A 26,167-nucleotide genomic window follows, 5' to 3' on the forward strand; every position below is an offset into this window, starting at 1 on the left:
AATACAGTTCAGTTAAGGATAATTGTAGGTTGGGTTGAACGAACGCGAACAGCGTCCCGTAGGGAAGTGAAACCCAACAAATACCCGAAAATGTTGGGTTTCGTTCCTCAACCCAACCTACGCAATATATTTTTTGGGCTGAACCCAAGCGGATTGAATTATGTCTGATTAACTAGTAATATAAATTACTATTTTTCGATTAAAATACATGGACTTCAGGTGTGCTCATTGGAGAGCAAAAGCCAAGTCACTTTCAATAAACTTGGCACCTGTTAGGTTAGCCCCACTTAAATTGCAGAAGTGAAGATTTGCACCTCTTAGGTCTGCTAGTGATAGATTAGCTCCTGTTAAATCTGCATCAGTGAGGTTAACTTCATTTAAGTTAGCGCTACTTAGGTTAGCCCCCCTCAGTGAAGCTTGTTGCAGGTCTGCCTTAGTTAGGTTTGTCCTCATTAAGTATGCCTTACTCAGGTCGGCTCCACTTAAATTAGCTTGACTTAGGTCTGCGGCTGTTAAATCAGCTTTACTTAGATTGGCTTGACTTAGGTCTGCCCAACTCAATTTTGCATAACTTAGGTTAATTTCACTCAGTTTCGCTGATGCAAGTACTGCACACCTTAAATTAGCATTAATAAAATTTCTTTCTCCCATTGCATAACGCCGTAAAATTTCATCAGCTGTTAATCTATCTAAAACAGCTTTTGATGCGCCTTGATAACACCATGTAGCTATCTTAAGTTTGGCCGCAGTATTAACAGCTACTTCATCACATTTAGCAATTATCACACCATTGCAGCCATCCCATTGACCGTTAAGCATAAGGGCAATCTCACTAGCGGCAGCAATTGAGTCAAATAGTAAAACAGATTCTTTGTGCCGTTTTAACCAGCTATTCCAACCAATCGAGATAATATTTTTCATTTCTATAAGTTTTGGCACGTTAAGTGACGATTACGGCTCTAATACCATTTCACTTTAATAATGATACAAATACGTTTGTAAGGGCATGGCAATGCCATGCACCTACGAGAAATTTATGTATATCAAGGTTTTCGTGAAATAGTATAACTTCCAGATATTAATAAACTCTGGTTATTCTACCTCTGTCTTGAGTTATTTATTCAAGGTTAGTTCCACCAGTACAAAAGACTGGACTTCGTTTTTCAAGGCTGGCTCTTTTTTGCGCTAATTTATGACAGGACGCTGCACAAAGACCTACAACACTGATGCAGCCCATTTACAGCGCCCAGTCACAAAGGAGTTACAATCGGCTTAAGTACAAATGCAAGAACTAAGTTCTAAACAGCTGAGTCTGAGCGTTCTATTTGCTGCCGAATGGTATCAATAGAAGCATTAATGCCAGCCAGTTTGGACTCTAAATCATCTCGCATCCAAATCAAGAATTTTAATTTCCGCTCTAAGCCAGCTTTGCGCGAAATGGGTTCGCTTCCATAACAGGCATTACCCCAAAAAGGAAACATAGTTGACCTCTGTATTTAGCTTTTGTAACAGTGCAATATATTGCACTACTACACTACATTCTGACTAATCACAATCAAACTGGTGTGTGTAACAACCGACCTAAATTTGACGTGCTTAACGAACTTTGCTAAAAGTTATCTCTTGAACTAGTAGAGGTATTTGACCATACTGCCATCAACTCTTTCCATTCCTCCGTTAAAAAAAGGCGAAGTAACGGCGGCACTTCAAATGAAGACAGAAAGATTCTGCCAATTTGGCATTACAAGTCTCTGTTTTGCAGTTTAAATGAGATATCAAGAGAACGGGATAGCCCAAAGACATGAGGAATGGTTTACCCTATGCCTCAGTAGCTCCACAAATCGCCAGTTGTTGACCCAACGCTGTAGAATCACTTCTCAGGCAACTTACAGCCCTCGGTCATCGCTTCTCTACGAGACGCTGTGCGAACGCTACAACTGGCAAGTAATGTACTATAAAACACATAGCAATTGATAAGTTAATCTACTGGTTAGATTTGGCAGACATCCCTGCTGGCATATTTCCTCGCTTAAATCAAGAAGATGAAAAGCGATCGCACTTCATCAAATGGGAACTCTACTATATAATAATTGCGTTCCTCACCGCCATGAAATTATTAAATTTCCTCAAATCCAAACCAGCTATTACAGCCTTAGCTATTGCAGTAAACATCACTGTCATTGTCATTGATGTACATTCTTCCAGTTCCAATCCCCCCATTGGCAGAAGTACAATTACTCAGTCCCAATCACATATTCAACTTGTTCACACACTGACTGGGCATAAAAAAGTGACTTTTGGTGTTCCAGCAGTTGTCATTAGCCCGGATGGGCAAACCCTGATTAGTGGAGGTAGAGATGATACTATTAAAATCTGGAATCTCCAGACTGGAAAATTGCTGCGTAGTTTAGATGCTCACTCAGATGGTGTTACTTCAATTGCTATTAGTCCAAATGGCAAGCTGATTGTAAGTGGTGGAATAACCACCCCAACAATGAAGGTTTGGGATTTACGCACTCAATTAATGCTTAACATCGAAAGTGGACATACCCAGCCAGTAGAAACAGTTGCTATTAGTTCAGATGGTAAATTGATTGCTAGTGGCAGTGATGATCACACAATCAAGCTTTGGGATTTACACACACTTAAACTGCTTAATACCATTGCTGCACACTCAGACTTTGTGAGTAAGGTTGCAATTAGCCCTGATATGCAAACCCTTGTGAGTACTGGGGGTGGCGATGACAGTACAATTAGGCTGATTGATCTGCAAACTAAAAAAACACGCCATGTTCTTAAAGGACACAAAACTGGAGTTGATGCTATTGCTATTACTCCCGATAGCAAAAAGCTCGTCACTGGCAGTTTTGGTCAATTAGTTTCTCGAAATCGTGCAACTAGCACCCTGAAGTTATGGAATCTTCAAACTGGAAAACTGCTACATGAGTTTCCTGACAATTTTAGTTCAGTTGAATCTCTTACCATCAGCCCCAATGGAAAAATTCTGACCTGCGGCAATTATGATGGCAGTATTAAACTGTGGAGCTTAGAGACTTTGAAATTGTTGCACACCTTTCAGGATGGTTCCAGTTCCGTTTTAGGGCTTGCTATTAGCCCAGATGGTAAAACCCTCGCTAGTAGCAATGAGGATAGCACTATCCATATTTGGCGAATTAACTAAGAAACTAAAGTGAAAAAGCAAAATTCTGGTTAGATAAGGGTTTTAGATTTTACTATGACTAGAGTGATTAAAGAGGGTTAAGGCAGAATAGGATGATGGGATAATTGCTGATTTGCCTTTACAAGGCTAGTAAACTCTTGCAAAGTTTTATGATACTTTTCTTCAGCTACCCAAAATAAATCATTAAGGTAAAGCTTTATCAAGAATAAAGGTGTCAGTCGTCAGAATTTAGTTGGCTATTGTATACGACTGATGGATGAATAAATGGGTTTAATACAGTAGATTGCAAGTTACTAAGTAACAACGTCTCGTAACTGAATGTTGCACAATCCCTGTAGACAGTTCATTGTCGTTAAGCACTGGTTTTTCTGGCGGCGGTCAAATCTTTTAAACATAGCTGCTGTTCATAAACTCTATTTTAAGATTCCAGGACTTACGCAACTGGCACAAGCAATGGTGCGCGAAGCACACCGAGCGCCCAAAAACTACACAGAAGACATAGCAATATCTGGACGTTTTAGTTGCTAAATTAAATAATTAGAAAGCAAATTGTGCTTGGAGTGGCTAAGGGGAGATGATTATATCGATGAACTGAGCATCAACAACACAGGTATCTTTTGACATATCAACGGCGAGGTGTTGCCCTTGGTAAGGACTATTTTGATTTTCGTGCCGATTTGGGCGGTGTTCGGTGTGCGCCAAAGTACTTTTCACTGCGATAACGCAGCCACACCCGCAACACTTGCGGAATCTGCTCTTTTTGTTCCTTGCTCAGTGTATTGTAAAGGGCTAATGCGCGATCGCGCTCACCCCGACAAGCAGCGTTATTGTGAGCATCCCAATAGCTGCGGGCTACCCGAATCCGCCGACAGACTTCTTTAATCAGTGCAACTCCTGTGAGTGGAGCATCCTGCTTTGCCATACTCAGATGCGATAAATTTCTAATGCCATCGTAGCGAATCAGACTCATTCTCACAATTGCAACTCAAACAAGTCAAACCCGCAAATCGATATCAAGTCGATCTCAATAAGCAAAATGCCTGATTGCTTTCTTATTTCAGTAGATTTAGCAAGCAAAAAGGCATATTGCTTTCTCAAAATGCCTGATTGCTTTCTCATTTCGGTAGATTCAGCAAGCAAAAAGGCATATTGTTTTCTCAAAATGCCTGATTGCTTTCTCATTTCGGTAGATTCAGCAAGCAAAAAGGCATATTGTTTTCTCAAAATGCCTGATTGCTTTCTCATTTCGGTAGATTTAGCAAGCAAAAAGGCATATTGCTTTCTCAAAATGCTTGATTGCTTACTCATTTCGGTATATCGCGCATTCATGACAATCATCGCTATGTAACAAAAACTATTGGAGAATTGCCGGAGTTCTCTCAAGCTGATCAATACGAAAGTTTTTTAAAGTAAAGAATATTAACTCTACTGGATTACAAGGTTCATATCATGGCTCGAAGAAAAAGAACCTCTCAGGTGTTAGAAAAAGCAGCGCGTCGTGCTGCTGGCATTAACTCAATTGATCCGAATTTAGATGTAGGTAATGGACTCAGCCTACCTGCCTTTTCCACCCTAATCGAGAAGATGCGAACTAAAGAGAATTTATACAACACTGCTCTTTCCAACCTCGATAAGTTGTACCAGGAAATGCTCCAAACAGAGCGCGAGTTGGCAGATATGGCAGAGCATATGCTGTTGGGAGTTGCTACTCAATATGGTAAAAGCAGTGTGGAGTACGGCATGGCGGGAGGTGTTCCTAAGAACCAGCGCTACAAGGGACTGCGAGGCGAGTCACCAGTTCCCAGTTTACAGCAACCATCATTCATTGCCAGTGTGAACGGCAACGGCAGCAAAAATGGCAACCAGAATGGAAACAAAGTGGCAGCGACAAGTTAGCTTGTATAAAAGGCCCCACGGATTCATCCAGGGGCTTGAATAATTAGCTTGAGCATTTTTCTTTTGATAACTGCTATAGACTAAGGCTTTATCAAAAATTATTCTCATTTATTCTTATTCATTACCAATGCCATTGCACTTATAAACAGGTTATGAGTGTTACAGGTTAGTACTTATTTGGGAATACTTTTATAGGAGTGATCAGGAAGGCGATCGCGCTAAGTAGAAGGGCTTAATTAAATCAAAGCTCGTAGTAAGCGGCTCTAGCCCCTTAAAACCTTATACCGAGCGATAAATCGCTCACTATGAACAAGAGTTTTATCTGACATTTAATTACGTCTATCTACTTAACACTTTCAATTTAAATCTACCATATCACCTTGCAATCGCTCCTATTTTGCAAAATAAGTGTATCAAAAATTACTAATACTAGGAGTAAGCAATATGGGATTCACTGAAGATATTACCAAGCTGTCTGAACAAGTGCGTAAGCGGGCTGATCAAGTTGTTGGCGAAGAAGCTACTAAGATGACACTGATTGTTCCTTTTTTGAGTGCTCTTGGCTACGATGTCTATGATCCTAGTGAAGTAATGCCGGAATACGTGGCAGATTTTGCTATTAAAAAAGCAGGGCAGTTTGAAAAGGTAGATTACGCCTTAGCTATTAACAATAATATAGTTATGCTTGTAGAGGCAAAAGCCCGTGGTCAAAAAGCTGAAGCACATGATGGGCAACTGAGCCGCTATTTTAATGGACTTTTGACAACAAAAGTAGCTATCGTCACTAATGGGGTTGAGTATCGTTTCTTTACAGACTTGCATGATAAAAATGTCATGGACAAGGAGCCATTTTTTACTTTTAACATCCTGGAATATGATACCAAAGATATTGATAACCTCAAATTTTTTCACCGTGATAATTTTGAGGTTACAGCTATTACCAATCATGCTGAGGAAATGGTTTATGTAAAAGGCATGACTCAGCTTCTAGGAAATCTTTTACGTTCTCCTTCTGAAGAATTTGTTCGCTTTTTAGTAACTGAACTCGGTACAGTTGCCCCTAGTTATGAAATTAAAGGTCGAATTACTGGGAAAGTTATTGATAAATTCAAACCAATTGTTAAAAAGTCGATTCAGGGAAGTTTAGTAGAGTTAATGACTCGCTCACTTACTCCAGTAATAGATCAGCCTATTGAACCTAAAATAGAACAAGAGATTGAAGAAGAGGATAAACAACAAGAATCTCAAGAATCAAAAGTAGTAACAACTGCTGAAGAAATCGAAGCCTTTGAAAAAATTAAAGCAATCACGCAAACTTCAAGGAGTTACAACTTTGAACTCCAATACAAGGATACTGTTTCATACTTTGGTATCAATCTTGTTGGCAAAAGTACTTGGTGGTTTTTGAGACTATATCTGTCTTCGCAGAAAAAAAGTTTTATTGCTCGGCTAAGTGTAGATGAAGTAAAGTCTCTAGCTTCAAATTTTGAAGTGCAGGAAGTAACAGCTTCTCTGGGGGATGCCGCATCAAAAGTAATTATTTCCTCTGTCAGTGATTTCGATAAGCTTACATCACTGATTATCAGATGTTACGAGGCAGAAGCAGCCAAGCATCAAGTATTCACCCCAGATGTAATCAGAATGGAAAAATCAGCTTAACTCAAGGTATCTACTGCCAAACTATCTTTGTGCTGTCTCCCATTCTGAGTTTTGAATATTTGTAGATAAAGGCAGATTGGGAATAACAGCATACTCAAAAGACAAAGTTATTAAACTAGTTTCTTGAGCAGATCCGATTTTTGCCTGACAGCAAATTAGCGATCGCAGTACTAATTGGTTGACCTGTAAACTGTTGGTAATAAGTAAAACCAGGTGAAGGATTAACCTCAAAGCAGTACCAATCACCTCCAGGTGTTTGGCGCAAATCTATGCCGCAAAGAGGTAGATTTATCGCTTTTGCTAATCCTCTGCACTGCTGTTCTACATCTTCAGAAAGATGACAAGCACGAATTTCTGTGGATTCATCATCCTCTGCTGCATAGCGATAATCATCAGCTTGGGAAATTACCTCGCTGGCGAAAACTTCTGTCCCCACGACATGAACGCGATAATCTCTGCCAGGTATATACTGCTGAAACTGAGTCGGGCACCAAGATACATTCTCAAGTCTCTCCAAATGCTCAACTCCCAGACGCGAGACTTTGCTACGGATACCACTGATTGATTTATAAATTATGTTGCCGTGGCATTCCCAAAAAGCTCGCACAGCTTCGGGGTCTGTGGTGACAAGGGTTTGGGGAACTTTGAAGCCTAGCGATCGAATTTGCTCTAGCTGGTAAGGTTTAGAGCCGTTAGCAGCCATTGCTGACGGACGGTTGAGGACTAAGGCGGGTGTAATTTCAGACCAAGACATTAAGGTATCATCAACTGCGATCGCATGTTGCCAAGCTGGACTATTTGCACCTGCTTCGGCAATTTGGGGGAGGCGGCGCGAGTCATAGGGGCGCAAGTAGGCTGCGGTAATTTCACTCAAGTCTATTTTTTGATACTTGATACGGATTTGTCCTTGAACTGGTAGTTGTAAGACATCGCCTACAGAAAGTTCGATTTCAGTATCTAAAATATCTCGTTGATCGAGGAATACTGTCGGTATGCCCAGACGGGTTAGTTCTGAGTAGACTGCTGCCAAAGGAGATTCTTCGGAAATACCCCACAACAAAATCAACATTTGGCATCACCTCTACTTAAATACTCAAATATGGCATCACCTACATCTGGTGCAGAAATATCAGTCCACAGGTCAGCGCCCAAAAACTCTGCTGAGGATTCGCTGCTGCTAAAATAAACTTTCAACAAGTCAACTTGAGCAGCATCAGCAAGGCGTCTGGCATGAGATGCCAGCGGTTTTTCAACTTCACCCAAGCAGCGATCGCCCACCACTGTCACCGTTACCAGCGGTTTTTTAGCAACCTGGGGACACACTTTTGCCGACATGGAACTGTGCCGTAGCACTGGACGTACCGGAATACCCAGTTGAGCAGCTGCATAAACCCATTGTTCGGGTCGCCAAGCAGGCCCCAACAGATATGTTGGTGTTGGTCGGTTCAAGACTGAACATTTTAAGTTGGACAACCAGGCAATTAGAAAGGCATTCATTTCCGCAGCAACATATGTCCGGTCTTCGGGGACGATGTGCAGAAGTTCCTGTTCAAAAATAGAGGGTAGACGAGTTAGGACGCCGGTGATTTGATCGAGAGCGATCGCCATCCCACCTACCACTGCTGTAGAATCCTGAGTAGCACTTAAGTAGTGTCGCCATCCAACCAGTGACAAATCTTCAGGTGTCAGCAGGCTAGCACCATGAGCCGCCCAATTAGCAACCAGCGCCTCGGCGGCTTTGTCATAGCGACTGGCGACAATAACCAACACTAGCCTTAATTCCTTGGTTGATTAACTACTTGTTGACCAACACTTGGGCGTTCTTTGGCTTGAATGAAAGACTGCCCATTTTGGCCATTAGCCGTGCGCTGTTCTATTTGATCAAGACGTTGAGCCATCAGAGCGATTAGCCGCTGTAGGTCATTAGAAGCATCTGCTGGAGCAAGATTTTCAATTTGACTTGTCTCAGCGAGTTTTTCAGCCTGAACTTTCTCAAAATCTTTATCTTTCTGAACTTTCTCGAATTCTTTAACTTCTATCTTCAGTTCTTTGCTAATTTTCAACACTGGCCCTGTAAGCGTAAACAAGCTTCCACCAGTAGATGTGGGCAGAGAATAGGCCAATTGATCGAAGTCAGGATTGGGAGCCGCCAAATTCTGAGGCAGGAATGTGCCTCTATGTTCAGGCGTCAACAGCAGGTTAACTGGAGTTGCCGCAGAGGGAGAATTTAATAAGATTTCCACATACCCGCGAATCTCTAATTTCGCTGCTTTTATAATGTCTATTTTGGTGACATCGGGCAGTAATGTAAGCAAAGCCGTGTCGTTGGCTGAAATGCCTACACTGAAAGTAAATTTGTTGGGATCGCCTGCAACAGGAGTTAAATCACTAAAATCGTTAGTTCCTTTGACATCGCTGATTATCACGGTGTCAGCTACATTTAATACTGGTGTAGTTGCAGTAAATTGCAGCGTCAACTTTATATCAGAGTTGCTAGTATTGGCAATGGTCAAAAAGTAACCTTGGATAACTGTGCGAGCAACAGCCTCAGTCCCAGGAGCGGTAACAGGTGTAATTGCTTTTACTAGCAGTTCAAAGGTTGAAACTAGAGTTGGTTTTTGTCTGATGATTCCAATTCCGTTTGATAGGTCTGTCATATGTTTGTTTACAGCGAAACTACATATCCAACCTAACTGCCTAGACCTATTGACGAATAGTACCCCTTAGGGTAATATTCTGGACAAAAAAAGTGGCTCTGCAATCAGCAGAACCACTAAAGCTTTCGCAAACCTGTTATAACTTAACGAACTGCCCCTTGAGCAGAAACAGTATCAATTGGTTTCATCAGGTACAGCCGCAATAACTGCCAGCCATTGGAGATGTAAAGCGGCAGTTTCTGGAAGAATTGCAGGAATTTGGGAGTGTTGGAGTTAGCGATCGCACTCAGCTTTTCATTATTGCTTATACAAGTATCCAAGCGCTGATAAAACTCTGGATTCTCTACATCCAACATCAGCGGGAACACCCTACCTGCGTTTTCGTTAGTCTTCTGAATAACATGGATGTCGTATTCTCGCGCATCCAGTCCAAGGGTGGCATAAAAGTCCTTGCGTTGGATGTCATTGAGATACATTGTCGCAAACACCGACAACAGGAAGAACCGACTCCACAGCCGTGCTTTCCAATCATTCAATATTTGCGGCTGAGATTTCATGATCGCATCGAAGAAATCGCCGTGACGGTTTTCATCTTGACACCAGTTCTCAAAGAACCGGAAGATTGGATAAACCCGGTCTTCGGGATGTGCTTCTAAGTGGCGATAAATGGTGATGTAGCGCCAATAACCGATCTTTTCAGAAAGATAAGTGGCGTAGAAGATGAATTTGGGTTTAAAGAAGGTATAACTGCGACTCTTAGTCAAAAACCCTAAATCTAGGGATAGATTAAAGTCCGACAAAGCTTTATTCAAAAAGCCAGCGTGACGGGCTTCATCCCGTGACATCAGGTTAAAGCACTCTGCCAAGACGGGGCTTTTACCTTTCAAGCGACGACCGAGTTCTTTATACAGCAAAAAGCCAGAAAACTCTGCCGTACAGGAACGTTCTAGAAACTCAACGAACAATCGGCGAGTTTCCCCATCAATATGATCCCAGGATTGTTCAAACTCGGCATCCCGAACAAAGTGATGGCGGTTGTAGTCAGTGCGAAACTCTTCAAGAATGGCTCTCAACTCGTCTTCGTTGACGGAAATGTCCATCCGTGCCATTTCATCAAAATCGGTAGTATAAAACCGAGGTGTTAACAGGGTTTCTTTTGCCGGGACTTTAATCCCTGGCCGGATTTCTTCAAAGCCTGGTTTTTTGAGGGAATCTACCATGTCTTGATTGCTCTTTCGTCTTTATTATCTTAAGTAGACTCTTCGGGTGACGCTACGCACAGTCGCTACCGCTACGCTAACGGCAGTTCCTCATAGGAGAAACCCCGAAGACCGGACTGCCTCACCAGAAAGCCAAGGGTAATGCTTTGGCAAGCCGTAACAGCCCACAATAATCCAATTGTATAAAGTTCAGTCTACCAAGGTGCGGGTTATAAATTTGTAAGCAAAAGATTAAGAGTTGCAACAATAATTCAATGTTTGCGGAATCAAAAATCGCAGATTAGTAGTCAAATAAACGTAGTTCAGTGATTAACACTGTTTCGATTAAGTGGAGTAGCACGCACCTTTTGTATTCTCAAAGCACTGCTATCTCAGTAATTTTCTGTGGTTGTTACTACAACATGGAAAACCCATCTCAGACAACAAGAGCAAATCCAAAGGGTTGAAAACAGTACAAATCAGGTTATGTAAAAATCGATAACGACCCCAATACTGGAGCCGTTATCTACCATTTCCATGAACTTTAAGGAGAGTGGGGAAGAAGTAGGGGTTAGGGGGCAAGGGGAAGAATAAAAAATTACCTCTTTGCTCCCTGCTCCCTGCCCCTCTGCCTCTTTTCAATGCCCAATGCCCAATGCCCAATGCCCAATAACTAATTTATACCTAACCACTTTTGACCGTCCAAGCGCTGAACTAAGCCAAATACCAACAAATCGAGTGTAATTCTGCGCTCATCGATTAAAAATGACTCAAGAGTGCTAGGTTTTTTGCCTTCATTACAGGAAAATCCCTTTTTCCCTTGAATATCTTCTTCGGGGAAATAGAGGTTAAACTGACGCAGACCTGTTTCTTTCCAACTGCCGATAATTTGCCAGCATTCTTCGGCTGATTCAAAGCCAGTGATTGGCACCTTCTGCTTGGCAAAAGACATCTGTAAATCTTGCACCCCTTGTTGAGCGATCGCTTTTTGTAAAGCTGGCAAGTAGTCTTGCTCGATGAACTCTACAAATGGCTTATCTTCAACAGCTGGGGCTTTTTCCTTTTTCGCGGCTTTAGCTGCGGCGGCTGGTTTTTCTCCTGTTGCTGCGGCGCCTGCGGGTTTTTCTCCTGTTGCGGCTTTAGCTGCGGCTGCGGGTTTTTCTCGCTTGGGTGGTACAGCAGCTGGTTTAGCAGCATTGGGGTTATCTTCGGGGTTTGCGGCTTGAGGATCTGGCGCGTTGGCACTAGGAAGGTCTGTCGGTTCGGGTGAGTCTGTGCTAGGAGCGTGTTCTTCAGCCACACTGGGAGCTTGCTTGTCAACAGTGCTGGGAGCTACTTCTCCCGCTTGATTGTGATTGGTTTGGTCTGCCATTGCTCAGGTCAATCCTTTAATCTAGCTTTCGGAGCGATCGCTCACCTTGATGTATCGGGTATTCTCATTTTGACATATTAACGGAGTTTGTAGTAAGCACTTTAGTGCTTCAATCCCAAGCTATAGGAGCAATAACCTGCGGGAAGCCGTAACTCTTGGAGACGCTTTGCGAATGCGTCTACATGAGTTGCCTTTACCTGAATAAAGCGCAATCTCACATAAAATTGCTATTAGAAAACATAATAAAGCTTTACCCGATAAATAAAAACTAATGGATAAACAGCAACTTATAAAACTGCTAATTGGTGATTTTACTTGGCAACGACTGGTTAAATCTTTAATTTTTATCTATATATTTTTTGCTGTATTTGTATATTTTCGGGCAGATAGCATGATTTTTCTGTCTCAACCTTCTAGCTATCAGGATGATGCCGGAATTATTAAGTTAAGAAGTGGGGAAAATACAAATATCTCAGCTACATACTTATTGAACAATAAAGCTAAATATACTATTCTTTATTCTCATGGTAATTCTGAAGATTTAGGAGATATAAAACAGATCCTAGAAAAATTACACGCATGGGGTTTTAGTGTCTTTGCTTATGATTATCGTGGTTATGGTACGAGTCAAGGAAAGCCTACAGAAACTCACGCATACGAAGATATTGATAGCGCTTACAATTATTTGACGCAAAATTTAAAAATACCACCTGAAAGAATTATAGTTTTAGGTCGTTCGGTTGGCGGTGGTTCTGCGGTAAATTTAGCAATGCGGAAACCAGTAGCGGGTTTAATTATTGAAAGTTCGTTTATTTCCGCTTTTCAAGTAATAGTACCTTTTCGGATTTTACCTTTTGATAAATTTCCCAATCTTGACAATATCAAAAAAGTCAAATGCCCAATATTAGTAATTCATGGAAAAGCAGATGATATCATTCCTTTTGCTCATGGAGAAAAGTTATTTAATGCTGCAATATCCCCAAAACTTTATTTGTGGGTTGAAAAGGCAAATCATAATGATTTATTCCAGGTAGCTGAAGAAAAGTATCGTCAAACTTTGCAGGAGTTTACTAACCTTGTAAAGACAAATCAGCAATTACCCCGTCCCAGTAATTCGTAATTGCTAATAGGCTAGACGCTCCCTTGCACCCTTTAAATCCCCTTGAATCCCATACCAGTTTCTACCTGTTGCTGTGCTTGAGTAGAACTCACCTTGCCAGACGCAATGCTAGAAGTCTGACGCCAAATACCAACTTGGCTTAAGAATAAGCCTACTAAAATCAAGCTACCACCAATATATTGAGGTAGGGTAGGAGCTTCACCTAAAATTAAATAGGCTGCTAGGATGCCCGCAATTGGGCTAAATGAGCTAACTAAGGAAGCCATAGATATAGTGGAAGTTTTCAAGCCTTTAATCCAAAAAGACTGACCTACTACCACAATTAACCCACCATAGAGAAACATCCATTGCCATAAGAACGGTGAGAGGAAATCAGCAAAATGATCCCTGCCATAGAGGACTAAAGCAATGAAGAAAAAGATTACGGTTCCTAGTGCAGTCCGAAAAATGCTATAGATTCCCAAAGGTATCTGCGAAAGGTATTTCTTACCAATAATCGTAGAAGCGGCTACAGCCACAGATCCTACTGCTGCCAAAATTTCCCCTATCCCTAAACCGAAACCTCCCATGTTGAGCATGGCTTCTGTTGGGGGCTGAAGGATGATAGTTAGGATAACACCGATAAAGGCTGCGATCGCTCCGATAAATTGCCAAATATTTACCCGTTCCCTCAATAACCAGACTGATAAAGCCAGAGTTAAAGGTGGTTCCAAGCGTCCCACCAAGATGACATTGTTCACCCCTGTGAGTGCGAGTGCCTGGAAAACTAAGCCAGGGGCCAAGGCTCCTGATAAAATAGCTACTGCTGTTAAACTGACCCAATCCGTCCTTGAGAGTTGCTTTAAAGTGGCTTTGTTCCACTGTCGCCCATAGATGAGAATCAGAAGTATCAAGGCGCAAAGGTTTCCCACAAATAAAACATTACACAAAGAAATCGGATTGCGATTGCCTATGAAATGTTGAGCGCCAATTTCTGTTAGCTTCCGAGTAACTGCGCCAGATGCGGCAAAAATTAGCATTGCTAGCCAGAGATATGTTTGTCCTGAAACTCTATGGATTAAGCGATGTGGTCTTTTGGGTCTAGTCACAATAACACACTGCAATGAAAGCATTGCTCATTATATTAAGTTGCCCTCACCCAGTTATAAATGAGGTTTTGTTGAGAAAATACTTAAATTATGCTGTGACTTTGAGCTACCATCATTGCCTGAGAAAGTGCTGAGAATCAACTAAATTTTCTCAAGGGATAAATTCATGAAAATAGTGGTTTAGTTTCAATAAGCTCTCACTCCCACCTGAGATGCTTGGGATGTTCAGGATAAAACAAAGAAGAGAGTAACAAATGAAACTCGCACCATTACTTACAAGTTTTGCTTTGGTTGGTTTTTTCACAGTTTGGGACGCACCATTAAAGGTGATCAATCCATCATTAGTGCAGGCATCAGCAGCCGAAGAGATGTCTGTAGCACAAAAACTAGACTTGCTTACTAAGAGTAAGGGTCAGATTGGTAGTGGTGATCAACTACGTCGTTTCTTTTTTGGTGACTTGGAACCAATTGGTATCCAGCTAGGTGGTGCAGGTCACGTAGTTAACCTTTATAATAAAGCTAATGATGTCACCTTCGCTTACTGTTCTCACTACGATGTGATTGTAGCGGTTAAGAAAGGTAAGGTAACTAAGTTTGAACCCAGCGAAGTAAAGTAATTTATTCAGGGCGTTGAGTGCAAAAACTCATTAATCATGAATATGTCCAATCTGGATGCTGAGAATTTGGAAAAGTGTAATATCGTAACTAGGAAAAAGAGTGCAGTTTTCCCTTAATGTCCCCATAAACTACTACCTTTCAAAACAGTCTTATTGAAACCGTGTGGACAAGGGGTATAAGTTCTTTTTTCCCTTGTTCCCTTGTCGATGTTGAGAGTTTTAGTGAAGAGGAAGGGTGCGATCGCACTTTTTAGAAGGTGAAGAATATCTTCACAGAGAAATAAGTGTAGTGTTTCCTAATCTGAACATTCAAGAGATTCCGTCACTAATTGTAAAGATACCGCATGGTAGGAAGACGGGTTTTTCGACAAACAATCAGGGAATGGGTAAGGGGACAGATGGGTTAGATAGGATACTTTCAATATCTAGGGGTGGTGCGATCGCACTTCATTTTTTCGGCTTTGGTGGTTTTTGTGGTCTAGCTATTGCTGGATTAAAGCTAATCCCTCCATCTGAATTTCTTCTATCTGAATTATTTTGGAATTTATCTTTGAGTTGCCCAGTTTTTTTAATTGGTTTCTCAAAATTTCTAGATATTTCAGATGATGGCGTTGATGATTCTTCAAATTTATGATTATCTGAAATATTCATCACTTGCAATGGAGTTGGTAAAATAGGGCGTTTATTATACTCATTTGTTCCTTTGCCATTTCGTTTCAATTCACTAATACAAGGTTCTTGGTTTCGCGCAATTTCCATGTAACGACCAGAGTGTTCAGAAACTCCTTTCCAAGTCAACATTGTTAGTAGAGATTTGATCCGTGGTAAATCTTTTAATTGTTTAACGCTAGGATTCATATATTCGAGAATATAGCTTTCAAAATCTTGGACACATTTTTCACGAATTTCTCTCTCAGAATCTAATCCGTTAGCTTCAGCCCAATAATTATCTGAAAATAAGCTTTGATATCGTTTTTGGCGATCGCTTAACCATAGTTTTTGATTGCTAATCTTCACCGCTCCCATTCCCAATGGCTTACCCATCCCTAGAGATAGGCGAAAATTATCATCATCAGCAATATTCAAAACCCAAAGTAAACTTCCTAATTCAACACTACTTAAATTTTCAAATCTTATAGCGAAATCAAAAGATATATCAGGCTTTATAGGTTTTATACCAGTATATTGAAGAGGAGATTTAGCAATTTTAGTTTTATCACTTTCTTCAATCTGACTGAGTTTAGTTTCTCCTTGATGCCAATAAAGTTTATGGCCGCGAATTACAGTTTCATTTGATTGGCTAGCGTAATGTTTTAAATTTCCTTCATTGTCACTATCCTGAACTAGGTAATGTTGAAATGTTGTCGGCTTTGGACTAGCTAATATTTTCGGAGTGATGGATTTTGTTTTATCGCCACTCAACCAAATATCTTCATCGGCGGTTTTTTGACATTTCGCGTCGCTAAAAAATACTCGCCCAGCTTGCTCTTTACTTTGTTTTTTGTGCCGAATAAAGCCAAAAATTGCTTCAGCGATATCTACATCTATCTGTTGAGTTTCTGAGTTATATAAATTGTTCGGTATAAATTTTTTTATTGACTGTTCATAAGGCAGACGAAACATCATGGTATGCCCGAAGAACACCAGTTTGCCGTCCTCAATTAAGTAAAATATGGGGTGCATAGGTTTTAATACACCATCTTTCCCCCCAAGTTTATCCTTTTGTTCTTTTGTTCGTTAGTAATTTGCTCTTTATACTCCTGAATCATGGAATAATCAAAATTATCAGGAATTGGTATTAGTGTTGCGTCTTCATCAGGCAAACCAAATACACATTCCATTTTTTTCTTCCCTGGTATTCCTCCAGTTTCTACTAATACTCCAGCAGATTTGTTGGCATTATTTCCTGGAGTTGCGTTCGCATAATATAACTCGATATATCCTTCTCTACATGGATGCCAAGCTAAAGACTCAACACATACATTAACTTGGTGAGCGTGTTTCATATCATGCCAAGAACGTTTTATTAATTTGGAAATATCCTTGATTTCAATCCTTGTAAAGGAAGCTCCTAAAACCAGTTCTTTCGCAGGCTGAATTGCCCATCCAGAACCTTGTTGAGATGGAATCAAATAACCAGCCTGCATTAAGAATATATATCGATGTTGACAATCTTCATTGCTTTCGGGTTCTACTTTTTGCAGAAGGCGATCGCGATAAAATTCACCTAAAGATGTAGTATCTGCAAAAGCTCTATAAATCAATTGTCTATCTGCAACTTGGTCTATTTTGCTATGACTTGCAATTTCTACTAAAGCGTGTAGCATTCCCCTAATACTACTTCCAGGGATAGTCGGATGATAATTATCTGGATGGCTATAAAACGAAGCAAGTATTTTTCGCTTTTCCTCTTCCCATTGCTTCTTTTGATCTTCCGTTAGTTTCTCTTCTGCTTTACCTTCATATTTAGCAAAATCAGAGGGAGTCCAGCCACAGCGAATATAAAGTGGTGAAGAGGTAGTCAGCGTACATTCAATTTTGCCAGTAAAACGCTGAGAATCATAAACATTGTGTCCTGGAAGTGGTAACTGTGCTGGTATGACTTTATCGGGTAATTCTACAAAATTATAAGGAGCTACAGCACAACGTTCTTTACGTACATTTGATATATGTTTTTGAGTCATGATTTTATTTACTTGGCTGTGAGATTAACCAAACGACTAAGATAAATACGCGCTACACCTGCATCGTTATAATCAATATAATGATTTACTTTTAAACGAACTGGGTTTTTAAGCTTCCCATGTTTTTCAAGCACAATATCAGTAAAGGGTACAGCGTGTTTTAAACCTTGCTTCCCATCCCAAAGTAAAGTGAAACCTTTATCTTCGCTTTTTTCCCCATGCGTTCCTAAAAGTATTTGATACTCGGTAATATATTCGTCTTGTTTCAAATGCTCATCTTTGATAATACGAGCTTTTAAACCTTCATCGGTTTGCCAAAGCATAACTTCTGCATTTTCACCAAAAGCGCGACATTGTTGTAATGTGCAAGAACGTAATTTTGTACATTGAGAAAATTCTGATGTCAGTAAACTTCCATTTAGGATGAATTTTCCCCAGATTACCCCATCTTCAGCGTGTGCTAATAGGGATTTTAATTTATAGCTTTTTGCGTGTTGTTCTAACCATTCTTGTAAATCTAAATTCACTGGAACTACTAAAGGTTGACATAATGGTTTATTCAATTTACTAACTCCTTATTTAATGCAGCAACAAATTTATCTAAAGACTCAACATCATTCACAACCAAAGCTTCATCTTTTGCAGCTTGAAAAATAGTCCACGTTGTCTTTTTCTGGAAATTATGCAAAGTAATAGTTGTGTCTTTACCGTATTTACCCTGCAATCTTCCCCGTCCGATGCCGCTAGTACCACCTACAGGTAAATCTCCAGTCCATAAATCTTTAATCAAAAGCAGAAGCAACCCAATTTCATGATTTTTTGGTTGGCGTAACTCTAGTTTTAGCTCTAAACTCGTTTCATCACCGCCAAAAATTGGCTGTTCGTTAAATAAAGCACCATGTAATGCACCACCTGTAAAGCGATCAATAGCGATACGGTTTTGTACTAAATCATTATCTTTAGTAGCACCTTTGATAATACTTTCATCCACAGTTAAGCGGCTAGCCTTTGCTCTTTTTGTCTGATCATCATTTGTTGATTCTAATTTTTGTTTTTTATCCTTGACAAAACCAAACATTTCATTAACGATTTGTTCGGTGATAAGTTGTTTTTTACCTTGTGTCAAAGTGTTAATAATTCTTTCTGCACGGTGACGCAATGCTCCTGTTAAAGCTGTACCAGATAAAATTGGTTTCAGTTCATCATTACGTCGGGATTTAAGATGAACTACATCAGGAGCTTTATTCGTAGACGCTTGACCAGAACGAATTAATAGTGGACTTGCGAGGGTGAATGTGGCATTGATGGTTAGGCGATCGCGTTTATCTCCTCCATCCACAGATACACCAAGAGCATTTTCTATTGAGTCATAGGGTTGATAATTAGGTAATAAACCTGTAGACCAATGCTCGAAGGTTAACCATGCTATACGCTCATCATATTTTTGTAAATCAAATTGCCATACTTGCCAATTTTCTACATGAGCGCGACCAAAACCCCGTCGCTTTTTCATCCCTATGGAAATTTCACCACATTCTAGTCCTTGAAGTGCGATCGCTAATTCTCTAACTAGTTGCTCCTGATTATTTTCTGCGTCAATCAACAATTCAAAATAAAGGTCGAACTTTGTTTCTGCTTCTAACAACTCCAGGTCATATTTTGCCCCAGGTTCGGCTGTTCTAGTAACGCTATTAATTTTGACACCATCTCGCAGTTCTGCTTTGATATTTTCTCTGCTGAGTGCATCATTTACTATTAAAGGACTTTGCTCACCCTCTTCATCACTACGCAGACCGCCAAATAATAAAGATTCTTCTGTAGCACTATAACCATTTTTATATTCTCGCAAATAGTTCCGTAGCGCTCCGGCAATAGATGAACCCATCAGTAAAGCTTTATCTTCTCTACTATCTCGCAACAAAATTAAATCAGTATCGCCATCAGCATCACCACTTCCCAAACAAGTTGGAGTATCTAAAACTAAAGTGCCTTTTACTATAATGCGTTCGATAATATAGCGTTGATTGCGATTTATCAGGCGATCGCTACTCATTATATTTTCTCCTTCATTGCCTTTTTAGTAATCGCCATAATTAGACGCAGAGTGTATTTTTCAGCCAGCTTATTTTTTATGGCAAATTCATCTGTGATACTTCGCTCTATCTTTGCAATACTGACTGTTAAATCCTGTGGATTGCTAATCCAAGACCAAGACATAGGATGACGCAGCCATTCATCAAGCTTTTGCTTCAGAGAATCTTTGTCTGCACCTATTTTTGCTCTTTCAAATTGACCTCTGGCATTAGCTGGTAAATTATCTAAAAGTGACAGTACTAAATCACAATCACCTATTGTTAGTGCCTGTCTTGCTACTAATAGCAAGCGCGATAGTTGACTATTCTTGATTTCACCTTGTATCCCAGGATACTTCATCTGCTTTTGCAAAGCTTGCTCTAGTTTTTGGAGCAAAAGCCTTTCAGCCATTTCTGCTGCTAAAGTACGTGATGCTTTTTGTTTTAATGTTGGCTGATTGTTTCTAGTTGTGTCAGGTTGCTTTGGCTGAAAACGGTTTTCTTCTAACCAATTCACAACAACTCTGCCAAAACCTTCTACTCTTCGTTCTCCAATGCCTTGAGTTTCCAGTTGTTGAATCTGCTCTAAATTTAAGGAAATATTCTCAAAAACAAATACACTTCCTGCTTCTAGTGCTGGGACTTGAGGTAAAGGAAGACCCCATTTACGATTAAATCCACCGACTAAAGTGTTAGTAGTAAAACTTCTTTTTGGCTGCGGTTCTACACCTAAAAACTTTTTTATTTCTTCTATTAATGGTACTGGGACTTGATGTTGTGCTGATGGAGGAATTACAGCGTATTGCCCCCATTCATCACGTAAAATCATGTCACTTAGCAGCGTAATTGTAAAAATGTCCCTATCAATACGGTCTTCAATTGGAATACTTACTTCATCCCAAGCATCATGACAATTTACATCATAAATTTTTGTATGTCCATAACCAGCACTTTGGGAACCACCCAGCCAAAAATCTTCTGATTTATAGAGCAATTTTTTCAGAAAGTCGGCATCTGCTTCTTGGCAGAGGATGACAGCTTGAAACGTTTGTCCAGCATCAATTGCTTCGTAGCGGAAAATTTCTCCTTCACCCTTGAGTTGTTTTGTTTGAGGGTCGCGTTTAATTGGAGTAGAACGTCCTTGTTTGCGATCGCGTTGATTGTGAATGTTAATCCGTCGTTTTTCCTTGTAGAATCTTACACAGCCACCCTCTTCTGTCCAAAAACCTTCACCAACAAACTTAGGATTTTCTAATTCATCTGCTTCATTCAGCAACGCCAAATCATAAACCGTTATTTCAGGTGATTCATCCCTTAATTCTGCATCCTTGTCCTTAAACCAAGAACGGGGTACAGGTAGCGTCCGTTTGTTTTTTTGACTTAGCAAATATGCATTTAGGTAGCGCGTGCTTTTAGCATCAAAAAATAGGTGTTTGACTGTATCATTGCTCAAATCAAGCTCTGATAATTGATGTTGCTTCATGTAGCGACCAATTATTGCACCCCGAATCATACTACCGGGAATAAAACTATAAGATACATCACTATTTGGGTCGCCTTGAAACGAAGTAGCAAGGAGTGGCTGTTGAGTATGCAATGAAAAAGTAATTATCTTCACGTAACTGCCTTCCGAACTTTACTAAACAGGCTTACATAATCTTGTGTAATTTCTTGTCCCACATTATTATGTAAATTATGTAGCGTACATCGCACATATCCTCTACCTCGGTTGCGTCCACTTCCTAAACGTCGAAGTGCTAGTACTCCCACTGCTAAAATTGACAGCATTTTATCACTAGGTTGAGTTTCAAACAGCAAATCAGCTTTGAATTCAAGTTGGCGTATAACTACTCTGAAAGAACGTAAACTTCCTTGATATGCCGTACCAGTTTGGGAATCAATCGCAGTTTGGCGACGGATAGTAGTTAGAGATTCTAGAACATCTTCTTTTGTCAATGTTTTATCTTGAATTTGCCAAGCAACAGCTTCGCGTAAATCATCTGGCAAGCAAGCATCCCCTACGTGCATTGCTGCTATTGTTCCCAGAGTACTGCCAGGTGTACCGAAAAGAGTACAAGCGAGATTTTCCCAATATGCGGGACTATCATTTTGTAAAACTGCAATTAAATTGTCACATTCTTCCCTCAATAACCCCTTAAGCGTGCGTCCGCGCAAGTAAGGAAATCCACAGGAATCATGCTCAACTTCCTGGTCAATTAAACCAGCTATACCATCACCTCTGCCAAAGGTCGTATCACTTAATAATTTAATTTTCAGTTGATAAATAATCACCTAATCCTCCAGTCCAATGTAAAACTCCATAGCTTCAATAGCATCAAAGTAGCCACATTTACTGCTTACCCAACCATTTTTAGCTAGTTGTTCGCTTTGACCGCTAGACTCTGGGAATAGTGGTAGCTGTGACAATTTATAAGCACATAAAAATTCTTCAGTAGCTTCAATAGATCCTTTGCGTAAAACTTCTCGCAGAGCCATAATTTTGTTGTGGCGTTCTTTCCAGTCTTTTCCTTCCTTAAACTCTTTAACAACTTGAGTGAAATTTTCCCAAGTACGCCACTCCCTGTTATTGTTTTGCAACCGTACAGGACGCATTGATAACTTCCAAGGTTTATCTCCATTATTGACTTGATATTCACGCTGGCGAATTTCGGAAATATCACCAAGTAATCCACTTGCTGCTAAATGCCAATCAATAGCAGAAAAATAATCTACTCCATATTGTTTTCGCTCATCCTTCACAAATTTCTTGGCTTCTTTACATAAATCTTCACTAATTTTATAAGCTCGTGCAAAAGGATAATGAGTTTTAACCACAGAAACACCTGCACAAGCCGTTAAAAGTTCACCATCAGCTACAGGTTGTTTTTCAAATTCTTTCAGAAATAAAGCTGCTAATTCTAGTCCTATTCTTCCTTCACAAACAAAGGTAATATCATCACCACCATAAACTAAAGGACGAAAAGGAAGATAGTATTTAGCATTTAAATTAAATTCTCCAATTTTACCAACAAGTTTTCCTTGTTGAATTGATTTAATTAAAATACCTGTAACAGCCTTTAATGCATTGATACCAGCTTTATCAACACTTTTAGAAAATTCTCGTATGTCACCAATGTAATTTCGATTTTTTTTTCCTTCTCCACATTTTTTAAACCTGTTTCCCATCCCATTACCATCAGCATGAACAATAGCAGCATAGCTAGATTCACCTTTAGAGCGACCTAAATGGTCGGTTCGATAGGGAAACTGATAAATATTTTGGTCAACTACATCAGTAAAAAAGTTTTGCAGCTTTTGATTAGCTTTGTCAACCGCTTGTAATTTTTGCTTGGTTTCCGTAGAAATCAAATAACTATCTGTTTCTTCTTCATCGCCATAATTTACATAATCATCGCTTGTATCTACAGCAGGAAGCTGAGTTGAGTTACAACTAGCAGTTACACCCAATCCCAATAGCGGAACCGAAGGAATTCGCTCATATTTTTGACGTTCTATGTCATATTTTTTCAAACTTTCAACTATTGAATGTAAATTTTCGCTCTCCCAATCAAAATCGGCATGAGCAACTAAAAGGTTAACTCCTTGCGCTTCTTCCAAAACTCGCCTACTCAATATTTGGGTAAACCTAACAGCAATTTCGCGTGATTTAAATAATATAAGTGCGTTACCACCAGCCGCGTATATTAGTTCTCCATTTAATTCACTAGTTTCTATTGCTTCTTCTTGGCATTTTATTGGAACCTTTAATTTTACTAATGTTTCTTCAACCCATTCTTTTGTAGATTGAGATAAGAGAAAAGAGGCTCCAATATTTTCGCGTAGACGGTTGCTGCTGAAGATATAATTCTGTTTACCTGTCGTATCAACTACAGTTACAGTAAATTGTGTCATTTTGCCTCCCGGTCAACTTGAGTAATCCACTTATCAATTTCTTCAGATAAGTTTGCTAGATGTTCGCGTCCAAATACAGCAATTTTTTTATCATTAATAGATGCCAAAATTTCAGCTTTCAGGGTATCTGGTTCGTTAGAGCAACAAATTAAAGCCACTCTAGCTTCATCTCCTCCCATTTGTCTTGCTCTGAGGTATGCTTCAAAAAGCTTACTTTTGCATAAGTCTCTTTTGCTGGTTGTTGTGCAAGAAATAGCAAAAAGTTGATAGCCACGGGTAAATGCAACATCAAACTGAAATCCATCTCTAGTACCTGTAAGAGGTATTGCAAAATTCATTCTATAGTCTTCTATCAATTGCTTTTTAGCAATATTTTGAACTTGCTCTAACACATAATGTTCTAGCCATAAACCATCAAGCCACTCACAAAAATGTTTAATTTTTTGGAAAACTCCTGTTTTTTGGACTTGTTGTAACGAAAGTTCATTTTCATTTATAAGAAAGTTTTCTTGTTTAAACGCTACAACAATTTCTTTTGGTAATTTCTCTAGAGATGTTGATACATCTATCAGAGATGTTTCAGATTTCCAATCTCCTCCACTGTTTGATTTTTTCCTATAAGCTTGCTCACGAAAAACGTTATAGAACCAATCAAACCACTGCTTTGATTTACTCTCTTCCTTCAAAACATTGGCAAGTTCTGTTGCTAATTTTGGTAATTGTGCTTGTTGTGTAGGCTTTTGCTTTAACTCCAACCCATGTAGCTGAAAGATTGTTACAAGTTCAACTGGTAATGTATCTGGTTTTATTTTTAAGCGGATGCGCTCGTTATCTTCTCTATCGATGCACATCTCTAATCTGCGGGGGTCGAGATAGCTAAAAATAATATCTGCACGCTGTCTGTATGTCTTATCTTGTCATCAAGGCTATATTGAGAAAATTAGTATTCATGATACATTTACTAAAATTAGCTATGATCAAACAGACAAATTAACTCAACAATATACACTTAACCTTGAACGTAGAAAGGCTATTTTAGACATTCTCAAATCTCGTCCTACCACTGATGCTTACTACAAAGTAGATTACCGAGTAACAGACTACTATGTTGTTAGATGGTTACGGGCGTTAGGGTCAAAAGTAGAAGTTTTATTACCTTGGGAATTAAGAGAAGAAATGTCCTTAGAAATCCAAAATACTTGGAATTTATATAAAACGCGATTCTAAGATTGATTGTCATTAGTTGTATTAAATTACCCATTTACGCAACATTAAAGCTAAGTTATCATTTAGTTTACTTAAGTTATGTTGCAAAATTGGATATACTTCCTGATTCTGATAAGTTGCTTTTAATAAATCTATCAGGAAGGTTTGCTCCTGGTTAGCAGCTTCGTTTGGCATAGCTAAATCCCTGACAATACACATTTAAGGTTAGTATTCCCAAGTTTTGATGCTGTCTAACAATTATAGTGGCGTAATCCAATAACTAATGCCCCGAATAGCTTGTTTTTTAAAACCAAACAGAGGTAAATTCTCTTCAGATAAACCGACATAAGTCCAATGCGGAACATCGTTTTCTACAGTTTGAAACCAACCATTTTGATTAAGAGCTTTTCTCTGTTCTTGGTTAGATACACGTAAATCAATTGCTAATCCCCAGAGATGTTGTGAAGTTCCAGGAGGTGCAACCAAACCGAGAATTTTTGTTTCTCTGCCCTGTTGAACTTTTGCTAAAACTTGATTGTCAGCATATTTGTGCCAAAATTTTAAATTCGTGTCGAAAGTGCGAGTACAATCACCAGAACCATAACCAGACTTTAGCGAGATATGTTGTTGGATTCGCGCTTTATTTAAAGCGTCAGCCGCGGATTTTTGTAAGTAACAGTCGTTAGTGCCATCAACATGAGCCATTGTTAAAGTAGCTTGAAATTCTTGAGTTTCTTGTTCATTCGCCAAGATATCTTTTTGCGGCAGTTTAATCCCAACATCTTGATTTACAAAGACTGCGCCATATGCCCTGAGCAAAATATATTCATAACTACCAGGCTGGGGAATTGTGGGTAACTTTCTAGCGATCGCAGATAAAAAACGCTGTTGCTCATTTAATTCTGGGTTGGGAAGAAATGGTTCTAATATTTTCTCTTTAGAGGCATCTGTACAAGGTAATAAATCAGTAGCCAAGCATCCGTTTAATGGTTGGGCAGTTCTAGCTAATTTGTTGTGGGAAATCTCATTACTGGCTACTAAGACAAAAATCATCAAGATAACTATACTGATGAAAGTTGCTTTTCTAATAGTTTTAGTAACATTTTTTTTCTTCTTGAGGGAGAGTTTCATTTTTAAATAATTGCTTAGTTGATTCAAGATAAAAGTAATGGGCGTTTTGGAAAAATCTGTTATTGAGGAGTTGAAACTACAGATTATAGAGATGACATAGATAATTCATCAATGTTGATTTCTGGTTCTATAAAATTTGTGCAAGATATCTAATATATACCTACGATCAATTAATTTGTGTTTATGGCTAACCATGTAAAAAATAGCTGTGATAAATAAACCGGAACATTGCCACGATTCTTAAAAAACATTATATTTTTTACTTAATACTCAAGTTTAAAAATATAAATTTGTCTTTCATTGAGTACTAGTAAATTTGATAACTTTTTTATCAGAAAGTTACATCCATGAAACCACTGGAACAGCTAAAATT

Annotated in this window: 28 protein-coding genes; 8 read left to right on the top strand and 20 right to left on the bottom strand. The window is 39.4% G+C overall.

Annotation, left to right across the window (positions count from 1 at the left end):
• Nucleotides 1–225: 225 nt before the first annotated feature.
• Complete coding sequence (locus V7K30_RS26600; protein WP_335004458.1) at nucleotides 226–921, bottom strand: pentapeptide repeat-containing protein; 696 nt, start codon at nucleotides 919–921, stop codon at nucleotides 226–228.
• A 377-nt stretch (nucleotides 922–1,298) separates the two neighbouring features.
• Nucleotides 1,299–1,481 carry a hypothetical protein gene (locus V7K30_RS26605; protein ID WP_335004460.1) on the bottom strand — a complete coding sequence of 61 codons (183 nt, stop codon included), beginning with the start codon at nucleotides 1,479–1,481 and terminating at the stop codon, nucleotides 1,299–1,301.
• Nucleotides 1,482–1,767: 286 nt separating this feature from the next.
• Between V7K30_RS26605 and V7K30_RS26610 the strand changes: the two genes are divergently transcribed.
• The 3 genes from V7K30_RS26610 to V7K30_RS26620 all read left to right on the top strand — a co-directional run bounded on the left by V7K30_RS26610 (nucleotide 1,768) and on the right by V7K30_RS26620 (nucleotide 3,709).
• Nucleotides 1,768–1,974, top strand: a complete 207-nt coding sequence (locus V7K30_RS26610; protein WP_335004461.1) for a hypothetical protein — start codon at nucleotides 1,768–1,770, stop codon at nucleotides 1,972–1,974.
• Between the two features lie 22 nt (nucleotides 1,975–1,996).
• Nucleotides 1,997–3,181, top strand: a complete 1,185-nt coding sequence (locus V7K30_RS26615; protein WP_335004463.1) for a WD40 repeat domain-containing protein — start codon at nucleotides 1,997–1,999, stop codon at nucleotides 3,179–3,181.
• 318 nt (nucleotides 3,182–3,499) lie between these two features.
• Nucleotides 3,500–3,709: a hypothetical protein gene (locus V7K30_RS26620; RefSeq protein WP_335004464.1), complete on the top strand. Its 210-nt coding sequence runs from the start codon at nucleotides 3,500–3,502 to the stop codon at nucleotides 3,707–3,709.
• A gap of 127 nt (nucleotides 3,710–3,836) precedes the next feature.
• On the opposite strand, the gene V7K30_RS26625 is transcribed toward V7K30_RS26620, so the two are convergent.
• The gene (locus V7K30_RS26625; RefSeq protein WP_335004612.1) at nucleotides 3,837–4,103 is read right to left on the bottom strand and encodes a Precorrin-3B methylase; all 267 of its coding nucleotides are present in this window, start codon (nucleotides 4,101–4,103) and stop codon (nucleotides 3,837–3,839) included.
• Between the two features lie 50 nt (nucleotides 4,104–4,153).
• Entirely contained in the window at nucleotides 4,154–4,489 is a 336-nt protein-coding gene (locus V7K30_RS26630; protein WP_335004466.1) for a hypothetical protein, read from the bottom strand.
• A gap of 141 nt (nucleotides 4,490–4,630) precedes the next feature.
• Here V7K30_RS26630 and V7K30_RS26635 point away from each other — a divergent pair, with 141 nt between their 5' ends.
• Nucleotides 4,631–5,077 carry a hypothetical protein gene (locus V7K30_RS26635; RefSeq protein WP_335004468.1) on the top strand — a complete coding sequence of 149 codons (447 nt, stop codon included), beginning with the start codon at nucleotides 4,631–4,633 and terminating at the stop codon, nucleotides 5,075–5,077.
• Between the two features lie 444 nt (nucleotides 5,078–5,521).
• Complete coding sequence (locus V7K30_RS26640; RefSeq protein WP_335004469.1) at nucleotides 5,522–6,736, top strand: type I restriction endonuclease; 1,215 nt, start codon at nucleotides 5,522–5,524, stop codon at nucleotides 6,734–6,736.
• Between the two features lie 115 nt (nucleotides 6,737–6,851).
• Here V7K30_RS26640 and V7K30_RS26645 read toward each other — a convergent pair whose 3' ends face one another.
• The 5 genes from V7K30_RS26645 to V7K30_RS26665 form a co-directional block, all read right to left on the bottom strand.
• Complete coding sequence (locus V7K30_RS26645; RefSeq protein ID WP_335004471.1) at nucleotides 6,852–7,805, bottom strand: ATP-grasp domain-containing protein; 954 nt, start codon at nucleotides 7,803–7,805, stop codon at nucleotides 6,852–6,854.
• Nucleotides 7,799–8,506 (bottom strand): hypothetical protein, encoded by a 708-nt coding sequence (locus V7K30_RS26650; protein ID WP_335004473.1) that lies wholly within the window; start codon nucleotides 8,504–8,506, stop codon nucleotides 7,799–7,801. Before V7K30_RS26650 ends, V7K30_RS26645 begins: the two co-directional genes overlap by 7 nt.
• Before the next feature lie 5 nt (nucleotides 8,507–8,511).
• On the bottom strand, nucleotides 8,512–9,393 hold the full coding sequence (locus tag V7K30_RS26655) for a hypothetical protein (RefSeq protein WP_335004475.1): 882 nt from the start codon (nucleotides 9,391–9,393) through the stop codon (nucleotides 8,512–8,514).
• Nucleotides 9,394–9,536: 143 nt separating this feature from the next.
• Nucleotides 9,537–10,613, bottom strand: coding sequence for a magnesium-protoporphyrin IX monomethyl ester (oxidative) cyclase (gene acsF / locus V7K30_RS26660; RefSeq protein WP_335004477.1), 1,077 nt, complete (start codon nucleotides 10,611–10,613; stop codon nucleotides 9,537–9,539).
• Nucleotides 10,614–11,265: 652 nt separating this feature from the next.
• The gene (locus tag V7K30_RS26665) at nucleotides 11,266–11,964 is read right to left on the bottom strand and encodes a DUF2996 domain-containing protein (protein WP_335004479.1); all 699 of its coding nucleotides are present in this window, start codon (nucleotides 11,962–11,964) and stop codon (nucleotides 11,266–11,268) included.
• A 271-nt stretch (nucleotides 11,965–12,235) separates the two neighbouring features.
• On the opposite strand from V7K30_RS26665, the gene V7K30_RS26670 reads away from it, so the two are divergent.
• Nucleotides 12,236–13,084, top strand: coding sequence for an alpha/beta hydrolase (locus V7K30_RS26670; protein ID WP_335004480.1), 849 nt, complete (start codon nucleotides 12,236–12,238; stop codon nucleotides 13,082–13,084).
• Nucleotides 13,085–13,116: 32 nt separating this feature from the next.
• Here the strand turns inward: V7K30_RS26670 and V7K30_RS26675 are convergent, their stop codons facing one another.
• On the bottom strand, nucleotides 13,117–14,196 hold the full coding sequence (locus tag V7K30_RS26675; RefSeq protein ID WP_442941110.1) for a DMT family transporter: 1,080 nt from the start codon (nucleotides 14,194–14,196) through the stop codon (nucleotides 13,117–13,119).
• 230 nt (nucleotides 14,197–14,426) lie between these two features.
• On the opposite strand from V7K30_RS26675, the gene V7K30_RS26680 reads away from it, so the two are divergent.
• The gene (locus V7K30_RS26680) at nucleotides 14,427–14,789 is read left to right on the top strand and encodes a hypothetical protein (RefSeq protein WP_335004484.1); all 363 of its coding nucleotides are present in this window, start codon (nucleotides 14,427–14,429) and stop codon (nucleotides 14,787–14,789) included.
• A 447-nt stretch (nucleotides 14,790–15,236) separates the two neighbouring features.
• Here V7K30_RS26680 and V7K30_RS26685 read toward each other — a convergent pair whose 3' ends face one another.
• The 8 genes from V7K30_RS26685 to V7K30_RS26720 are packed head-to-tail and all read right to left on the bottom strand — an operon-like array spanning nucleotide 15,237 to nucleotide 24,308.
• On the bottom strand, nucleotides 15,237–16,472 hold the full coding sequence (locus V7K30_RS26685) for a TIGR03986 family type III CRISPR-associated RAMP protein (RefSeq protein WP_335004486.1): 1,236 nt from the start codon (nucleotides 16,470–16,472) through the stop codon (nucleotides 15,237–15,239).
• Between the two features lie 5 nt (nucleotides 16,473–16,477).
• Nucleotides 16,478–17,473: an RAMP superfamily CRISPR-associated protein gene (locus V7K30_RS26690; RefSeq protein WP_335004488.1), complete on the bottom strand. Its 996-nt coding sequence runs from the start codon at nucleotides 17,471–17,473 to the stop codon at nucleotides 16,478–16,480.
• A gap of 8 nt (nucleotides 17,474–17,481) precedes the next feature.
• Entirely contained in the window at nucleotides 17,482–18,036 is a 555-nt protein-coding gene (gene csx19 / locus V7K30_RS26695) for a type III-D CRISPR-associated protein Csx19 (protein WP_335004489.1), read from the bottom strand.
• Nucleotides 18,033–19,526 (bottom strand): RAMP superfamily CRISPR-associated protein, encoded by a 1,494-nt coding sequence (locus V7K30_RS26700; protein WP_335004491.1) that lies wholly within the window; start codon nucleotides 19,524–19,526, stop codon nucleotides 18,033–18,035. Before V7K30_RS26700 ends, csx19 begins: the two co-directional genes overlap by 4 nt.
• Nucleotides 19,526–21,163 carry an RAMP superfamily CRISPR-associated protein gene (locus tag V7K30_RS26705; protein ID WP_335004493.1) on the bottom strand — a complete coding sequence of 546 codons (1,638 nt, stop codon included), beginning with the start codon at nucleotides 21,161–21,163 and terminating at the stop codon, nucleotides 19,526–19,528. The genes V7K30_RS26700 and V7K30_RS26705 overlap by 1 nt, the downstream gene beginning before the upstream one ends.
• The gene (locus V7K30_RS26710) at nucleotides 21,160–21,837 is read right to left on the bottom strand and encodes an RAMP superfamily CRISPR-associated protein (RefSeq protein WP_335004495.1); all 678 of its coding nucleotides are present in this window, start codon (nucleotides 21,835–21,837) and stop codon (nucleotides 21,160–21,162) included. The genes V7K30_RS26705 and V7K30_RS26710 overlap by 4 nt, the downstream gene beginning before the upstream one ends.
• On the bottom strand, nucleotides 21,838–23,457 hold the full coding sequence (locus V7K30_RS26715) for a Cas10/Cmr2 second palm domain-containing protein (RefSeq protein ID WP_335004496.1): 1,620 nt from the start codon (nucleotides 23,455–23,457) through the stop codon (nucleotides 21,838–21,840).
• Nucleotides 23,454–24,308 carry a Card1-like endonuclease domain-containing protein gene (locus tag V7K30_RS26720; protein WP_335004498.1) on the bottom strand — a complete coding sequence of 285 codons (855 nt, stop codon included), beginning with the start codon at nucleotides 24,306–24,308 and terminating at the stop codon, nucleotides 23,454–23,456. The genes V7K30_RS26715 and V7K30_RS26720 overlap by 4 nt, the downstream gene beginning before the upstream one ends.
• A gap of 79 nt (nucleotides 24,309–24,387) precedes the next feature.
• On the opposite strand from V7K30_RS26720, the gene V7K30_RS26725 reads away from it, so the two are divergent.
• A complete protein-coding gene (locus V7K30_RS26725) occupies nucleotides 24,388–24,684 on the top strand; it encodes a TIGR03985 family CRISPR-associated protein (RefSeq protein ID WP_335004614.1) in 297 nt (98 codons plus the stop codon).
• A 21-nt stretch (nucleotides 24,685–24,705) separates the two neighbouring features.
• On the opposite strand, the gene V7K30_RS26730 is transcribed toward V7K30_RS26725, so the two are convergent.
• On the bottom strand, nucleotides 24,706–24,858 hold the full coding sequence (locus tag V7K30_RS26730) for a hypothetical protein (RefSeq protein WP_335004500.1): 153 nt from the start codon (nucleotides 24,856–24,858) through the stop codon (nucleotides 24,706–24,708).
• Nucleotides 24,859–24,921: 63 nt separating this feature from the next.
• Nucleotides 24,922–25,794, bottom strand: a complete 873-nt coding sequence (locus V7K30_RS26735) for a D-alanyl-D-alanine carboxypeptidase family protein (protein WP_335004502.1) — start codon at nucleotides 25,792–25,794, stop codon at nucleotides 24,922–24,924.
• Nucleotides 25,795–26,167 lie beyond the last annotated feature (373 nt).

Origin of the sequence: Nostoc sp. (assembly GCF_036917655.1) — a bacterium.
Lineage (GTDB): Bacteria > Cyanobacteriota > Cyanobacteriia > Cyanobacteriales > Nostocaceae > Nostoc.